The sequence below is a fragment of the Sorangium sp. So ce836 genome (assembly GCF_028553905.1).
Taxonomy (GTDB): Bacteria; Myxococcota_A; Polyangia; order Polyangiales; family Polyangiaceae; genus Sorangium; species Sorangium cellulosum_D.
The window spans coordinates 5262803-5278859 of record NZ_CP102233.1 but is presented as its reverse complement, the minus strand read 5'-3'; the positions used below and the strand labels follow the sequence as shown (position 1 = coordinate 5278859).

Below are 16057 nucleotides of genomic sequence, written 5' to 3'. Positions count from 1 at the left end.
AGCATACCACCCCGGGGCGCGCTCACCCGAGGAACCGGAGCAGGACGTTGAGCAGCATGAGCACGGCGAACATCCCGCCGCACACGAGCGCGACCTCCCTCAGGGACACGCGCACCGAGATGCGGGCGTCCTCGGCCCGCGCCGCGCCATAAAGCGCAGCGGAAGCGCCGAGCGTCATGTAAAGGACGTCCTTGTAAGCCCACGACAGGAAGAAGATGCCGATCAGCGCGCCGCACAGGCTCACGAAGATCGCCGGCGCGAACCGCCTCGCCGCAGGGCCGACCTCGGCGTCGCCCAGCCAGATCGAGAGCGGTACTTTGATCGACGCATACAGGACGAGCGCGAACAGGCACATCCCGAGCAGGCCCGTCTCGGACGCGGCGAGCAGGTAGGAGTTGTGGGCGGTCAGGCCGAGCGACGACTCGTCGCCGAACTGACCTGCGCCGACGCCGATGCCCCGGGTGCGCCGGATCATCTCGAACGCCTCCCGGAGCAGCTCGACGCGCTCCTCCGAGCTCTCGCTCGCCTCGTCGCCGCTCCGGCCGCCGAGCAGGAGCATGGGCGGGCCGATGAAGCAGGCGGCGACGACGCCGAGGGTCCCGCTCCACCGGACGAACGTGAGGCCGAGGACCGCCAGGTACACGATCACCCCCGAGCGCGAGCGCGACAGGACGACCATCGCGCCGATCGCGGCGATGACGGCCACCACGGGGAGCGCGCGCAGCGCCGCGGCCGCGCGCGAGAGCAGCCGATCGGTGAGCAGGAGCGGCAGCGCAGGCCGAAGGCGCGCCCCGCAGGGCGGCGCGGGCGCGCGCGGGACGGCACCGCCTGGGGTCGCGGGCGCGCGCGGGACGGCACCGCCTGGGGTCGCGGGCGCGCGCGGGACGGCACCGCCTGGGGTCGCGGGCGCGCGCCGGCCGCCGCGCCGCTCGGCGAGCGCGATCGCGAGCGGGATCGACATGCCGGCCATCAGGGAGAGCTCGTTCGGATCGGCGAGCGAGCCGCGGTAGCGGACGCGCCCGTCGATGGTCGACGTGCCGAGCGGCCCGGGGCGCTCGCACCGGTAGTTGCCGTCGGGGACGGGCGGGTCCTTGCGGCAGTCGAGGTTTGTCTCGCAGGGGCGTCCATCCGGCTCGAGCTCGCCCTTGCCTTCCCAGTCGTCGGGCGCGGCGAGCATGCAGCCGTAGGGCTGGAACGCCTGCACGATCGCGACCGCGGTGGTGACGACGGCGCAGCCGACGAGCGTGATCGCGAGCGCGCGCACCCCGCGCGGCGAGGCGGCGGCGAAGGCGACGGCGAGGAAGACGCCCGCGACGGTCGCGAGCTGCAGGCCGCGCTCCTCGAGGACGGCCGGGCGCTTGAGCGCGGTGGTGAGGGCCGCCCAGGCGAGGAACGCGAGCGCGTAGACGACCTGAGGCGCGAGCGTCGGCTTGAGCCGCCGCCACACGACGTCGAGGGCGACGCAGAGCAGGGTGAGCCCGAACGCCGCGTGAACGAGCGGAATCCCCTCGAGCGCGGGGATGAACTCCTGCGGCTTGAGGATGACGAGCGCGCACAGCGCGCACACGACCCACGCTGCCATGGTGTGGCGCGCCGCGAGCGCCGCGCGGGCCGCCCGCGCCGCGGGCTCGCGACGGCCGCGGCGAGGCGCCCCGCGCAAGCGCGATGAGCGCGGCGCGCATTCCCCCCTTCCGCGCGACGGATCTAGCACCGTGGGCTCGACCGGCACGCGGGAAGCGCGCCGGTGCGCGCGCGAGGAGCAGGCGCGGGGCGCGGCCGCGGGATCGGCGCTTGCTGGTGCGCGGTTCCATCATGGAGGGTGATAACCGCATGTGCTCCCGCTGTGTCCGGATTGCCCTGCTCTGCTCCGCGCTGGTGGCCCTCGCGGCGTCCTCGGGTTGCGGCGCGAGCGCCCCGCGGGTCGATTTCGAGGCGGAGCGCCGCGCAACCCGCGCCTATGCGGTCGGCCCCGGCGACGTGCTGGAGGTGCGCGCCTGGAAGAACGAGGCGCTGAGCCACCGCGTCACGGTGCGGCCAGACGGGTTCATCACGGTCCCGCTCGTCGGCGATATCCTGGCGTCGGGGCGCACCGTCATGGGCATCGCCGAGGAGATCGCGACGCAGGCGGCCAAGTTCTACCACGAGAAACCCGTCGTCAGCGTGGAGGTGGCGGAGCTCCACAGCTACCGCGTCTACGTGATGGGCGAGGTGTCGCGTCCGGGCGAGTTCACGCCGCGGGCGCAGATCACCGTGCTCCAGGCGCTCGCCCTCGCCGGCGGCTTCACGCGCTTCGCCGATCCCGACGAGGTGGTGATCGTCCGGCGCGACGCGCTCGGCGAGCGCCGGATTCCGTTCGTGTTCGATGCGGTCGTCGAGAAAGGCGATCTCCGCGGGGACCTGCCGCTGCAGACGAACGATACGGTGGTGGTGCCGTAGTGCCGCTCGATCATGGCGGGCGCATCCGCCCGCCGAGCCGCGCCCCGGCCTATCCGAGCCGCTCGCGGATCCACGCCGCGATGAGCTCCGCCGCGGCCTGCCGGTGCCCTTGCAGGAAGTGCGTCGCCCCCTGGAGCTCCACGTAGCTCCTGTCCTGCGCGGCGCTCGCCTCGAAGCTCTCCCGCGCCTGCCGCAGCCGGATCTCCGTGTCCGCCGTCGCGTGCAGGAACAGCGTCGGGATCGCGACCGCGCGCAGGCTGTCCGCGAGCCGCGCCCGCGACGACAGGCTCGACCACGTGGACAGCCACGCTCGCGCGGTGAGCGTCCGCGCCACGCCCCCATAACCATAGTTCGCGACGAACGGATCCGGCGACGCGAAGATCGACCCGAGCGCGCGGTCGTCCGGATCGATGGTCGGGTCCAGATACGCCGGATCCGCCACCGTGCGGTATACCGTCAAGAACCGCCCGTGCGCGCTCCGCCGCCGCATCCGGCTCCACTCGGGGTGCTCCGGGGCCATCCCCTCCAGCGCCGCCGTCGCGTCGGCCTGCGCCTCGATCGCCGCCCGCGCCGCGGCGTCGATGCGCGCGACCCGCGCCCGCTGCGCCGACCGGTAGCGCGCGAGCCACGCGCGGCCGTACCTGCACGGCGACGGCCAGGGCCGCCAGCCGTTGGCCGGATCGTACATGTCGAGCGACGGATCGACCGACAGCGGATCTCCCTCGTCCACCACTGAAGGGTCGATCGCCTGCTCCAGGAACACCCCCTGCCCCGGGTGCGCCGCCAGCGCGACGAAGGCGTCCCCCAGCCGCCGCCCCTCGGCCGCCGCGCCGGCCTCCGCCAGCGCGAGCAGCGCGCCGCCCCCCGAGTTGCCGAGCAGCACCACCGCCTCGGCGCCCCGCGCCCGCGCCGCCTCCACCGCGGTCTCGACATCGAGCGCCGCCTTCTCGTGGAGACAGTCGGTATCGTTGTTCACGTAGCGCGTCGCGCACCCGAGCGCGGCCACCCCGCGCGCCGCGAGCAGCGGGCAGAGGTAATGGACCGAGAAATCCGCCCGCGGGTGCGCGAGCACCGCCGCCACCGTGAAGCGGCCGCCCGGCGGCGTCCAGAACAGGCCCCGCACGACCGCGCCGTCGCTCCCCACGGCCGCGACCGGCTCCCGCCCCAGGGGAACGGCCGGATCGTCCTCGGGCGAGGGCCAATAACCGACCGCCGCGGGGCGGCGCCCGTGCCCCAGCATCGCATCGACGATAGGCGCGCTCATCACGCCACCTGCGGCCGGTGGACGATCACGGGCCGCGGCAGCTCGAGCGGCGGCATGGGATCGAGGAGCGAGCGCTCCGCCTCGGCCACCTCGTCCGCCGAGAAGGGGCGCAGCGTCTGGCAGAACTCGACCATGATGCCGTTGGGATCCATCGTGTAGATCGAACGGCAGAAATCGTGATCCATCTCGGTGACCTCGTGACCGTGCGAGAGCCACCGCGCGAGCATCCGGCTGTAGAACTCGCTGGTCGGCGCGCTGAAGGCGAGGTGGTTCACCCACGCCGGCAGCCCCAGCCCCGTCGAGATATCCGTCCTGAAGCGCCCCCGCACCGCCTCTTCGTGCACCTCCCAGAACGCCAGGAGCGGCCCCTCCGGCTCGCTCGTCTGATAAAAGGCGTGCCTCGCCCAGCCCCCGTCACGGCTGCCCTCGTAAGGGACCGCCATGACCTTGACAAGGCGGAACCCCATCACCTGGGTATAAAACCGGTGTGTGGCGACCAGATCCCCGGCCGCCAGCGCGATATGATGCACCCCCATCGTACCCCCCTTGTGCAGGACGATCATGCCACGAACGGGTGAGCTCGTTCAAGGTGAATGCCATCTCATCGTTCCGTCACTCTATGGCACGATATGGCACGATATCGCACGAGCGCTCGCGCGTCGCGGCGCAACGCGGATGAACCGGGCGCGACCCCGCTCGGCCGATAAGGCTGCTGCGTTCCGAACGGCGCGGTCGCGAGGGCCCCGAGCGCGGTGCGCTAGGGGCGATCGCCGCTACCGCGGCGCCCCCATCCACACGCGCGACGTGACCGGGTCGAACACGAGCCGCCTCGCGTCCACGTAGAACGACGCGGCCACCTGCGCTGCGGGGATGGACCACGTCCCGATCCCGCCGCACTGCCTGGCCTCGGGCGGCGTGTCCTTGAGGAACAGCATCACGTCCTGCGCGGCGACGGCGGCGGATCCGTCGGTGCTGACCAGCTCGAACGGCGCGCCCCGGAGGACGCGGTAGGCGGAGACCTGCTCCGATTGCCCCGGAACACAGGTGCTCAGCGACATCGCGGCCTCGGGCACCGGATCGAGGTCGATCCCGGCCGCCTCGATCGCCGCGAAGAAGGCGCGGTTGATGTTGACCGAGCGCCGGTACACCGCGTCGTCGTACCCCGTATCGAGCTGCGCGACGGCCTGCGCCGCGCCGATGCGCGCCGGGACGGTGGGCACGTTCGGGAAGCCCGGCTGGACCGCGGCGAGATCGGAAGAGTAGTATCCCGCGGTCCAGAGCGGCTTCATGCCCTCGGCGCGCAGGATCTCGTCGGCGCAGAGCGCCCCGGCGTCGGCCCGGTAGACGGCGCCGTCCTCGTAATCGAGCGTGAACGCATTGAGCGACAGGAAGTCCGTGCCGAGGATGCCGGCCTGGCGCACCGTGCCCTGGACGCCCGAGTGGTCCTGCACCGTGAGGCGGACGGTGCCCCAGGGGCCGTAGAAATCGAAGTCGGCGAACCGATCGGCGCTGCCGGCGACGGGCGCGGGGGCCACCCCGCCCGCGAAGCCCTGCGGGTCGATGGTGCTGGCCGTGGTGCCGAAATCGAGGAGGAAATGGCCTTCGGCGGCGCCGACGCGCGCGACGGCATAAGGCATCTGGCGGGAGACCACGAGAGGCCGCTTCTCGCCATGACAGCCCTGGAGGTCGGCGAGCGGGGCCCCGCCCGCGCCGCCGGCACCCGCGCCGCCCGCCCCGACCCCGCCCGCGCCCGCGCCCGCCCCGGCCCCGCCAGCGCCGCCCGCGCCCGCCCCGGCCCCGCCCGTGCCGCCGGCGCCCGCCCCGGCGCCCCCCGCATCGCCCGCATCAGCCGACGGCGGCGCCTCGCTCATCGTCGCGCTCTGGGCGGGCGAATCCGCGCGATCGGGAGCGCCGCAGCAGGCCGAGACGGCGACCAGCGAGAGGACCGCGGCGGCGCGTGCCCTTGCACGAGGGGAGCTGGACCCCGGCGAACGCTCGAACCCAAGCATCCGCGCCATGGTACCCGGCATTGCCGCATCGCGTCAACCTCGCTCACCCGATCGCGCGCAGGGCCCATCGGGTACGCTGGAGCCCCGGAAGGCCGCTGGAGGGTCGATCTCATGCGCATCGCCGTGCTGCAGGCCAACGCCGTCCCGGGACAGGTGGACATCAACGTCGCGCGCATCGCCGCCGCGGCCCGGGGCGCCGCCGAGGGCGGCGCTCACCTCCTGGTCACTCCGGAGCTGTTCACGACGGGCTACGTGCCGGCGCTGGTGCCCCGGACGATGCTCGCGACGTCGCCCGAGGCCATCGCCCGGCGGCTCGCGGAGGTCGCGTCGAGCTGCGGCGTCGCGCTGGTCGCCAGCGCGCCCGACCGCGGGCCCGACGGGGAGCTCTTCATCGCCGCGCACCTCTTCGATCGCGCCGGGGCGCGCCTCGCGACCTACCGCAAGACGCACCTCTACGGCCCGGACGAGGCCGCGGTGTTCACCCAGGGCCGCGGCGAGCTGCCCATCGCGGCCCTGCACGGCTTCCGGATCGGTCTCTTGATCTGCTACGACATCGAGTTTCCCGAGGCGGTGCGCGGCGTCGCGCTGGCCGGCGCCGATCTCGTGTGCGCGCCGACCGCGCTCCCGGAGCCGTTCGGCGTGGTGGCCCGCACGCTGCCGCCCGCGCGCGCGCTGGAGAGCCAGGTGTTCATCGCCTACGCCAACCACTCTGGGCAGGAAGGAGACACCGTCCTGTGCGGCCAGAGCATCATCGCGGCCCCCGACGGCTCGGTCCTGGCCGCCGCGGGCGCCGCCGGCGAGGACCTGCTCTTCGCCGATCTCGATCCCGAGCTCCAGCGCGCCTCGCGCGCGGACAACCGCTATCTCTCGGAGCGCCGCCCCGACGTGTACGCCGCATGGGAGCGCGCGGCCCGCACGGGATAGGCAGCGCGTGCGCTATCCTCGGCCCGCGCCATGTCCGACGGCGAGCTCGTCTTCGCATCCATGCCGGCCGCGCTCATCGCGTTCGCCTCGTCCAGCGGCGTCCCGCACGACGAGCTCCTCCGCGCCGCCGGCGTCTCGCCCGAGGCGCTCGCCGCGCCCGACGAGCTCGTGCCGTACGCGTCGCTCTCCTCGCTGTGGGCGCTCATGCTCGAGCGCCTCCCCGGCGAGCCGCTCGGGCTGACCTACGCGCGCTGGATCCCGGTCTCGGTCGTGGGCATCGTCGGGCACGTCGTCCGCCACAGCGAGACCCTGCGGGACGCGGTCGCGGTCTATGGCCGCTTCTTCCGGCTCATGGACCCGCACCTCCGCATCGTCGTCGAGAAGCGCGGCGAGGTGATCCACCTCGCGCTCGAGCACGAGCCGCGGGTCGTCGCGATGGCCGAGCCGATCGAGATGATGGTCGCGACGCTCGCGCGCTTCATCGCGCTCTACCTCGACGGCGCCGCGCGGCCGCTCGAGGCCATGTTCCGCCACCCCCGCCGGCACCCGACCCCGCTCTACGAGGAGGCGCTCGGCGCCCCGGTGCGCTTCGAGGCGGCCGCGACCGGCCTCGTCTACGACGCGCGCGTGCTCGACGCGCCCCTCGTCGGCGCGGATCCCTCGGTCCGCGATTACCTCGTTCGCCACGCCGAGCAGCTCCTCGCCGCGCGCGCGGCGCCGGCCGGCGCGGCGCCGCTCGACGCGCGCGTGCGCGCCCTCATCGGCGAGCGGCTCGATCGCGGCGAGGTGGACCAGGCGCGGATCGCGCGCGCGCTGGGCATGAGCACGCGCTCGCTCCAGCGCGCCCTCAAGGACCTCGGCACGTCGTTCACGGCGCAGCTCGACGAGGCCCGGCGCGGCAAGGCGCTCGATCTCCTCCGCCGGCGCGATCTCGCGCTCCAGGAGATCGCCTTCCTGCTCGGCTACGGCGAGCCGCGCCACTTCTACCGCAGCTTCCGCCGCTGGACGGGCACCACCCCGGGCGAGTACCGGCGCACCCGCGTCCGGTAGCTCGGCGCGTCGTAGCGATCAGAAGTCGTGACGGAGGCTCACGCCGGGCGCGATCATCAGCACGATGCCGCCCATCACGGAGTCGGGCCGGTAGATGCCTATGCCGTCGCTCGCCGCCGGGATCTCGATCGTCGGATCCCATCTCGGCTGATCGAGCGCTACGAGAAGCAGCATCTTGAGGCTGGCCGAAACCTCGAAGTGCTCGGCAACGCGGGCGCCGAGGCGCCCCTCGGGGGCCAGGTAGGCGTACGGGGCGGACGAGAAGGTCGCGGCGGGCGGGGTGTCGAACCACTCCCCCGCGGTCGTCCTGAACCTGCCCTCGCGCTCGTCGCGCATCTGGCCGATGAGCGCCCCGGCGCCGAGGCGGAACAGCAGGGGAAAGCGCTGTTCCACGTGGTACCCGACGGTCACGCCGGCCAGGAGTCCGCCGAGGCGGAGCGCGTCGCTCGCCGTGCCGCTGAGCGGAACCTGATAACCCACCGGCAAGAGCTCCGCCGAGCGCTCCTCGATCTGCTGCGTCGCGAAGAGCGCGCCGAGCTCGACGCCGAAGCCGATCCCCGAGCCGAACTCGTAAGCGCCGCCGAGGAAGGCCGCGCCGCCGAGGACGAGCGAGCCCGAGCAGCCGCCGGAGCAGCGGGCGACGTCGCCCCCGAGCGTCGGCGCGAGCAGGAACGACGCGCTCGCGTCGAGCGCGATCTTCGGCGGCTTGCGGTCCAGCTGCCGCTCCAGCGACACCGACAACTGCCGCTGCTTGCGCCGCTCGAGCTGCACCGCTTGCTTCGCAGAATAGAACCCGCTCGCGCTCACCTCGATCTCATGCTCCCCCAGAGGGAGCCGCCCTTCCCAAGGTGCTTTACCCACCACCTTCGAATCGACCCTCACCGTCGCCCCCTCGGGCGTCGATTCGACCCGCAGCGACGTATCTTGCTCCTCTGCCCCCAGCACCACCCGTGTCTCCTCGTACAGACTCACCCGCGCGGTCTCGACGCTCGAGGCCACCTTCGCTCCCTCCTTCGCGGCCATCGCGGGCGCATCGCATGCGGCCAGCGCCTCCACCCCCATGAACCCGTGCAATCGCACCTGGTGCTCCCCGAGATCCACGAGCCCCTGCCAGGGCGTCACCCCGACCTCTTGTCCGTCCAGCTCCACGTGGAGCACCCAGTTGTGCTTCTCGCTCACCACGAGCCGCCCCTTCCTCGACTTCGCCACGAGCTCCGCCACGTTCTCCTTTCCGGCCGTGACTTGCACGCTCATCGTGAGCGGCGCGAAGCCCTCTTTCTCGACGCGGACGGCCCGTCTGCCCGCGCTCACACGCAGCGGCTTTTCCAGCGGGAGCTTGCCCCGCAGGCGAGCGTCGACGAACAGCGACGCCCCGGCCGGCGCGTCCCCCGCCACCGTCAGCGTCCCTACCAGGCCCGATAGCTCCGCCATGTCCGCCGCCACGATTGCCTCCATCTTCGCAGGCAGGCTCGGATACTCGCGGCGCATCTCCTCATACTGTTCCAGCGCTTCGTCGTACTGGCCGAGCTGCTTGAGGCACGAGGCGATATAACCCATGCTGTTCCGGTTCTTCTTGAGCCAGAGCGACCTGCGAAACGCTTCCAGCGCCTCGCGATACTCCTGCTTGTCGAAGTGCGCGACGCCCGTCTCGAAGTGGGCGCGCGCTTCGGCCTCGTCGCCGGAGACTGCGGTCTGCGGTGCTTTGCCCGAAGCCGCAGGGGGCGCCGCCCTGGCACCGGAGGCGAGCAGTCCCAGCGCGAGGATCCAGCCGGCCAGTGATCTCGAATAGAATGAACGCACGCGCTCGGCCCTCCTCACGGTCATCCCGCCGTCATCGGCGCTCACCACGCACGGAGGGTCGGGATTCGGCGATGCCGGTTGGAGGCCGGGGTATCTCGCCGCCCGCCCAACCATCCATCGATCGGTCGTCTTTCGTCCGCAGATCACCTCAGCTCGTACACGTCGACCGTATCCACCATCACGTGGGGCACGAGGACGCGCCCGCGCTTCGTGTCATAACCGATGTCCGCGGGCGTCTCCTGCTCGGGGATGGCGACCTCGAAGGTCCCACCGAGCTTCCCGCGGAGCACCGCCGAGGCGTCGTGGCTGGTCACGAGGAGCGCGTCTCCGAGGGAGATCAGGCCGTCGAGGCGGCCGCCGGGCGCCGTGGTGGTCACGTCCCGCTTTTCGCCCTTCTCGTCGAGGACGAAGACCTCGGGAGCGCCGCTCGAGCAAACCACGAGCCCCTTGTCGCTCCACGCGAGGCCGTTCGGCATGCGCAGGTCGGTGGTCTTCGCCAGCGCCCTGGCCCTGCCCTTCTCGATGACGTACATGGCGTCGCTCGACGTCGCCTCGAGGTTGCCGGTCGCGCCGATCGTGAAGCCGGAATCGGACACATAGACCTTGCCGTCCGGCGCCGCCGCGACGTCGTTCAGCAACGTCGCGCCGGGGATGGCGATCTCCCCCTTCGGCGCCCCGGTCTTGAGGTCGAACATCCGCACGGTCGTGAGGTCGGCGACGTAGAGCACGCCCTTCGCGATCGCCGAGCCCGTCGGCGCGTCGAGCTTGACCTTGTTCTTGCCGCCCTCGATCCACTTCAGGCTCGTCACCTGACCGTCGGGCGAGAGGACGGAGATGAAGCCGTTGTTATCCCTGTCGCCCGGATTGCCGTTGATGTTCGAGACGAGGTAGCGGTCGTTGTCCGCGTCGTAGAGCACGCTCTCCGGCTTGGCGAAGCCGGTGTATCTGGCGACCGGGCGCGGCGCGGCCAGCTCGGGCGGCTCGGGCGCCGCCGTGGACGCCGCGGGAGCAGCCGGGGCCGCGGGCGGGGGCTCGACGCCGCTCGTCGCGACGGGCGCGGCGGAAGCGGAGGCCGCCGGTGCCAGCGCGGGCGGCGGAGCCTCCCCGCCGCAGGAGACCATCGCGGCCGCTGCGACGAGGGACGTGAACATGCCGAGGGCTCGTGCCATGAGAAAACCTCCTGGTGGCGAAGCAGCGCCGGCTCAGCGCCGGCTCAACCGCCCGATCGCCCGGCCGAGCCGGTAGGCCAGGCGGCCGGACGGCGCGCTTTGCGGCACCGCCGGCGCGAGGTCAACCGCCGGCATCGCCCCGGGGCGAGCGCCGCTCACCGGCTCCCACCGATCGGACCCGAGGCTCGCGCGCGAGCGCTCCGCCTCCGTGCGCGAGCGCTCCGCCTCGGCGCGCGAGAGCTCCACCTCGGCCATCGCGACCCGCCGCTCCAGCCAGGCGAGCCGGGCCCGCGCCGCCGCGAGCTCCTGCGCGGGCGCCGGACCCCGCCTGCGCAGCAGCCGCCTGACCGCCCGGCCGAGGTGGTACATGCCCCGGCTGAACGGCCGCGTGGCCTCGGGACCCAGGTTCGCGGCCGCCTCGGCGCGGATCTGCTGCGCGCGCACGCGGCGCAGCCGCTCCTCGATCTCGTGAATGCGGAGTCGCACCACCTCGATGTCGCTGCGGTACCTGGACATGCGGCCATGATCGCAAGCCGAGCCGCGCGCGCCAACCGCGACCGGCCGCCGCGCTCGTGCTCCTCCCGCCGCCGCGCGCCCGCGCCGCCGCGCGCCCGCTCCGCCGCGCCCCGCTGGCGCGATCCGTCGCAACGTTGGCGCCCGACGCCGCTGCCGCGCCGCCGCGCCGGCCTCATCGTTCGATCGATCCCGGCGAGGCGCCGCGCGCCATCGGGATCGAGCTCCTGCCGAGGTGCGCCATGAGCCAGTTGCCCCGAGGCCCGCAGGGCCGCCTGCTGACGACCTACCGGTTCCTCACGCGTCCGATCGAGCTCCTGTCCCGGTGCGCCGCCACGTACGGCGACGTCTTCAACGTCCCGATGTACAACGGCGACGTCGTGATGGCCGGCAGCCCCGCGTCGGTGCAGGACGTGATGACGGCGCCGCCCGACGCGCTCGTCCCGTACGCCACCAAGTCGATCGCCCCGCTCGTCGGAGAGCACTCGCTCGTCATGCTCTCGGGCGAGCGCCACCGGCGCGAGCGAAAGCTGCTGACGCCGCCGTTCCACGGCGACCGCATGCGCGCCTACGCGGCGGCGATGGCGGACGTCGCCGCCCGCCGCTTCGCCGAGGCGGCGCGCGCGCCCCGCGCCGTCGCCCAGGACATCACGCAGGCGATCTCGCTCGACGTCATCCTCCGCGCCGTCTTCGGGGTGGAGGAACCGTCCCGCATGAGCGCGTTCGCGCGCGCGATCGTCGCGATGACCGACGCGCTGACCCCGGCGCTGACCTTCCTGCCGGTCCTGCAGCGCGAGCTCGGGGGCCTCGGCCCCTACGCGCGCTTCCGCCGGCGCGTCGAGCACCTGGACGCCCTGTGCCGCGAGCAGATCGAGCGGGCGCGCGCGGCGCCGGGCGACGACATCCTGAGCCTTATGGTCGCGGCCCGCTACGACGACGGCTCGATCATGAGCGACCAGGCCATCTTCGACGAGCTCCGGACGCTGCTCTTCGCCGGCCACGAGACCACCGCGCTCGCCCTCGCGTGGGCCCTGGACCACGCGCACCGCCACCCGACCGTCCTCGCGCGGCTGCGCGACGAGATCGACGCCCTCGGCCCGGAGCCCGACCCGGAGCGCCTCGCCGCGCTGCCCTACCTCGACGCGGTGTGCAAGGAGGCGCTGCGCCTGCACCCGATCGTCACCGAGGCCCCGCGCATGGCGGCGCAGCCGTTCCGGCTCGGCGAGCACACCCTCCCGCCGGGGACGGGGGTCGCGCCGTGCATCCTGCTCGTGCACCACCGCCCCGAGCTCTACCCCGAGCCGTCGCGCTTCAGGCCCGAGCGCTTCCTCGAGCGCAAGTACTCCCCGTTCGAGTACCTGCCGTTCGGCGGCGGGAACCGCCGCTGCATCGGCGCGGCCTTCGCGATGTTCGAGATGAAGATCGTGCTCGGCGTGGCGCTGTCGGCGTGGGAGTTCCGCCTGCTCGACGAGCGTCCGCCGCGGCCCGTGCGGCGCAACCTCACGCTCGGCCCCGCCGGCGGCGTCCCGCTCGCCCTGCGCGCCCGCAGCCGCGCCGCCCTCCGCACCGCCGCCTGATCCCGGGCGCAGGCGGCGCGCGGCGAGGCGCCGAGGATCGGAAGGCGTTGCCCCGATCACCGGGGCACGGCGGCGCCGGAGGAGACCGGGGAGATCGCGACATAAATCCTCCGCGCTCTCTGCCCTGCGGCGATCACCGGGGGTCGTTCTGGAATAGAGGGGCTCCCCCGCTCGCCGCGCAGCCCCATGTCGACTCGCCTCCTTCGCTCGCCCGCCGCCCCCTCCCCCGGACCAGCGCCCTCTCCGCCGGCCGTCGCCATCGACCCGCGCGCGGGCGTCCGGCGGCGGCGCGCCCCGGGCCCGGCGCGACGCCCGCGGGCGCTCGCCGGGGTCGCAGGGCTCGTCGCGCTGCTCTGCGCGGCGCCCGCGTGCGAGTCGGCCGCCACCGCGCCGCCGCGCCCGTCCGGGGCCGCGCACGCCCGGCTGGAGCTGCACGTCGACGACGCCGACGTGTGGGCCTTCAGCGCGCGCATCCAGGGCGCCCTCGCCGGGCCGGGGGCGCTGGAGGACTGCGCGATCCAGGTGGGCAGCGACGTCCACCCCGCCGCGATCGAGCAGGAGCGGCGCTTCGCGGCGGACGTGCCGCTGCTCGAGGGCGAGAACGAGATCGCCGCGCGCTGCCGCGCGACGGGTGCGGGCGAGCTGGCCACGCCGCCCGTCACCTACCGCGTCCGGCTGGAGGACGCGCCCCGGGCCCGCGCCCGCGCGGCGCGTGCCGGCGACCGGCTCGTCCTCGACGCCACGGGCAGCGCGCCGAGCGAGCGCTCGCGCGCGGAGCTCATCGCCTTCGCGTGGTCCCGGCTGCGCGGCGACGGGACCGCCGAGCGCCTCGGGCAAGGCGCCCGCCTCGAGGTGCCGGCGCCGGACGAAGGCGGGCGCGCCATGATCGAGCTCACGGTGCGCGACGCGCGCGGCCGCAGCGACACCGCGCGCGTCGCGCCGCCGCTCGAGGCGCCCCCGGGCGCGAGCGCGCCGTCGTGGATCGACGACGCCGTCCTCTACGGCGTCGTGCCGCCCTTCTTCGGCGATCCCCCGCTCCGGAGCGTCCGCGCCGCCCTCCCCGCGCTCGAGCGGCTCGGCGTCACGGCGCTGTGGCTGTCTCCGATCTTCGCCGCGCCCGAGGGCGACTTCGGGTACGCCGTCACGGACTACTTCAGCGTGCGCCCCGACTACGGGACGGAGCAGGATCTTCGCGAGCTCGTGGACGACGCGCACCGGCGCGGCCTGCGCGTGCTGCTCGACCTCGTGCCGAACCACACCTCGATCGAGCACCCGTACTTCCAGCAAGCCGAGCGGCAGCGGGGCCGCGCCCACAGCTTCGCGTTCTACGATCGCGACGCCGGCGGCGAGCCCACCCATTACTTCGACTGGGAGCACCTGCCGAACCTCAACTACGACAACGCCGAGGTGGCGCGCTGGATGCTCGAGGTGTCGCTGCGCTGGGTGAAGCGCTTCGGCATCGACGGCTATCGCGTGGACGCCGCGTGGGGCATCCAGGAGCGGCGGAGCGAGCTCTGGTCGTCGTGGGCTGCCGAGCTCCGGCGCGTGAGCCCGGATCTCGCGCTGATCGCCGAGGCGTCGGCGCGCGATCCGTACTACCTGCAGAGCGGGTTCGACGCGGCGTACGACTGGACCGAGGAGCTCGGGCGGTGGGCGTGGGGCGACGTGTTCGAGGCGCCGCGCGGCATCGCGGCCCGGCTGGGCGCGGCGCTCTCCGCCACGGCGGCGCGCGCCGCGCGCCCCGAGCGCACGCTGAGGTTCATCAACAACAACGACACCGGGGCCCGCTTCATCACGCGCCACGGGCCGGGTCTGACGCGCGTCGCGGCGGCGGCGCTGCTGACGCTTCCGGGCGTCCCGTGCCTCTACGCGTTCGACGAGCTCGGCGCCGAGTACGAGCCTTACGGCGGCCTCGCCCCGGTCTCGCGGCCTCCGCGCGGGCCGCTGACGCGGCACTACGAGCAGCTGATCCGGCTCAGGCGCTCCCTCGCGGCGCTCCGGTCGCCGGGGCTCGTCGTCGTGCACGCCGGGCAGGACGACGAGGTCTTCGCCTACGTCAGGCACGGCGACGACGCGTCGCGCTTCGCGCTCGTGGCCCTGAATTTCAGCGAGCGACCGGTGAAGAGGCGGCTCGCCGTCCCGGCGCCGTTCGCCGGCCACGCGCGCGGCGGCCTGCGCGACGCCCTGGGCGGCGCCGGCGCGCACCTCCAGGCGGGCTCCGTCGCGCTGGACCTCGGGCCCTGGGACGCCCGCGTCCTCGTGCCGCGCTAAGACCTCCCCCGTGCGCGGCGATCCGGGTCGCCGCGACGTGAGGAGGATCCGTCATGGCTCAGGAGCAATGGTCAGCTGTCGATCGCTACATCACCGATCTGCTCGTGCCGCCCGACGCCGCGCTGGACGCGGCGCTCGAGGCGAGCGCCGCGGCCGGCCTGCCGCCGATCAACGTCGCGCCGAACCAGGGCAAGCTGCTGCATCTCCTGGCGCGGATCCACGGGGCGCGGGCCATCCTGGAGATCGGCACGCTCGGGGGGTACAGCACCATCTGGCTCGCCCGTGCGCTGCCCGCCGGCGGCCGGCTGATCACGCTGGAGTCGGAGCCGAAGCACGCCGAGGTCGCCCGCGCGAACCTCGATCGCGCCGGGCTGGCCGACCGCGTCGAGCTGCGGCTCGGGCGGGCGCTCGACACGCTGCCGAAGCTCGCCGCGGAGGGCCGCGGCCCGTTCGACCTCATCTTCATCGACGCCGACAAGCCGAGCAACCCCGACTACTTCGCGTGGGCGCTCAAGCTCTCCCGCCGCGGCAGCGTCATCGTGGTCGACAACGTCGTGCGCAGCGGGGCGGTGGTCGACCCCGAGAGCGCGGATCCCAACGTCCAGGGGGTGCGCCGCCTCTACGAGCTGCTCGCCGCCGAGCGGCGCGTGAGCGCGACGGCGATCCAGACGGTGGGCGCCAAGGGGCACGACGGCCTCGCCATCGCCCTCGTCACCGCCGACCCGTGACCCGCAGCGGCCGGGCGGCCTGCCGGGCGCTCCCCGCGCCGGAGGACAAAAAACAGAGCGCCCGCTCGACGGTGGGGGGGGGGAAACCGTCACGGGCGCTCTGCCGTGCACCTCTAGCAGGACACGGGCCAGGGGATCGCCGTAGGTCTTTCGAGCGTTTACCCATCGGGTTTCCCCCGAGGCTTTCGTTCCTGAGATCGCTGCGTGCAAAGGTGGCATCTGCTCGGCGCGCCGAGGGCCACCGGAGGGTGGTACCGATCGGCGAGCCGCGCCGCCTGCTCGCCGGGCGGACGACCTGGGTCTCGAGCAGCCCGGC

13 protein-coding genes are annotated in these 16057 nt (G+C 73.7%); 6 read left to right on the top strand and 7 right to left on the bottom strand.

Features of this window, described 5'->3' with window-relative positions; all coding sequences use genetic code 11:
* Window positions 1–22: 22 nt before the first annotated feature.
* Entirely contained in the window at window positions 23–1582 is a 1560-nt protein-coding gene (locus tag NQZ70_RS19225; RefSeq protein ID WP_237245431.1) for an O-antigen ligase, read from the bottom strand.
* A gap of 248 nt (window positions 1583–1830) precedes the next feature.
* Between NQZ70_RS19225 and NQZ70_RS19220 the strand changes: the two genes are divergently transcribed.
* Complete coding sequence (locus NQZ70_RS19220; protein WP_129575511.1) at window positions 1831–2436, top strand: polysaccharide biosynthesis/export family protein; 606 nt, start codon at window positions 1831–1833, stop codon at window positions 2434–2436.
* A gap of 49 nt (window positions 2437–2485) precedes the next feature.
* Here the strand turns inward: NQZ70_RS19220 and NQZ70_RS19215 are convergent, their stop codons facing one another.
* The 3 genes from NQZ70_RS19215 to NQZ70_RS19205 form a co-directional block, all read right to left on the bottom strand.
* Complete coding sequence (locus NQZ70_RS19215; protein WP_129575510.1) at window positions 2486–3700, bottom strand: alpha/beta hydrolase; 1215 nt, start codon at window positions 3698–3700, stop codon at window positions 2486–2488.
* The gene (locus tag NQZ70_RS19210; protein ID WP_165374047.1) at window positions 3700–4236 is read right to left on the bottom strand and encodes a VOC family protein; all 537 of its coding nucleotides are present in this window, start codon (window positions 4234–4236) and stop codon (window positions 3700–3702) included. The genes NQZ70_RS19215 and NQZ70_RS19210 overlap by 1 nt, the downstream gene beginning before the upstream one ends.
* 237 nt (window positions 4237–4473) lie before the next feature.
* Window positions 4474–5571, bottom strand: coding sequence for a hypothetical protein (locus NQZ70_RS19205; RefSeq protein WP_129575508.1), 1098 nt, complete (start codon window positions 5569–5571; stop codon window positions 4474–4476).
* Between the two features lie 249 nt (window positions 5572–5820).
* Between NQZ70_RS19205 and NQZ70_RS19200 the strand changes: the two genes are divergently transcribed.
* Both NQZ70_RS19200 and NQZ70_RS19195 read left to right on the top strand, forming a co-directional pair.
* Entirely contained in the window at window positions 5821–6633 is an 813-nt protein-coding gene (locus tag NQZ70_RS19200; RefSeq protein ID WP_129575507.1) for a nitrilase-related carbon-nitrogen hydrolase, read from the top strand.
* A 30-nt stretch (window positions 6634–6663) separates the two neighbouring features.
* Window positions 6664–7683 (top strand): AraC family transcriptional regulator, encoded by a 1020-nt coding sequence (locus NQZ70_RS19195; RefSeq protein WP_129575506.1) that lies wholly within the window; start codon window positions 6664–6666, stop codon window positions 7681–7683.
* 18 nt (window positions 7684–7701) lie between these two features.
* On the opposite strand, the gene NQZ70_RS19190 is transcribed toward NQZ70_RS19195, so the two are convergent.
* From NQZ70_RS19190 to NQZ70_RS19180, 3 genes are all read right to left on the bottom strand, one after another.
* A complete protein-coding gene (locus NQZ70_RS19190) occupies window positions 7702–9483 on the bottom strand; it encodes a PEGA domain-containing protein (protein ID WP_165374046.1) in 1782 nt (593 codons plus the stop codon).
* Window positions 9484–9626: 143 nt separating this feature from the next.
* Window positions 9627–10652 (bottom strand): SMP-30/gluconolactonase/LRE family protein, encoded by a 1026-nt coding sequence (locus NQZ70_RS19185; RefSeq protein ID WP_129575504.1) that lies wholly within the window; start codon window positions 10650–10652, stop codon window positions 9627–9629.
* Between the two features lie 33 nt (window positions 10653–10685).
* Complete coding sequence (locus tag NQZ70_RS19180) at window positions 10686–11168, bottom strand: hypothetical protein (RefSeq protein ID WP_129575503.1); 483 nt, start codon at window positions 11166–11168, stop codon at window positions 10686–10688.
* A gap of 239 nt (window positions 11169–11407) precedes the next feature.
* On the opposite strand from NQZ70_RS19180, the gene NQZ70_RS19175 reads away from it, so the two are divergent.
* The 3 genes from NQZ70_RS19175 (at window position 11408) to NQZ70_RS19165 (ending at window position 15741) form a co-directional block, all read left to right on the top strand.
* Window positions 11408–12742, top strand: a complete 1335-nt coding sequence (locus tag NQZ70_RS19175) for a cytochrome P450 (RefSeq protein WP_165374045.1) — start codon at window positions 11408–11410, stop codon at window positions 12740–12742.
* 186 nt (window positions 12743–12928) lie between these two features.
* Entirely contained in the window at window positions 12929–15013 is a 2085-nt protein-coding gene (locus tag NQZ70_RS19170; RefSeq protein WP_129575501.1) for an alpha-amylase family glycosyl hydrolase, read from the top strand.
* Window positions 15014–15066: 53 nt separating this feature from the next.
* On the top strand, window positions 15067–15741 hold the full coding sequence (locus tag NQZ70_RS19165) for an O-methyltransferase (protein WP_129575500.1): 675 nt from the start codon (window positions 15067–15069) through the stop codon (window positions 15739–15741).
* Window positions 15742–16057 lie beyond the last annotated feature (316 nt).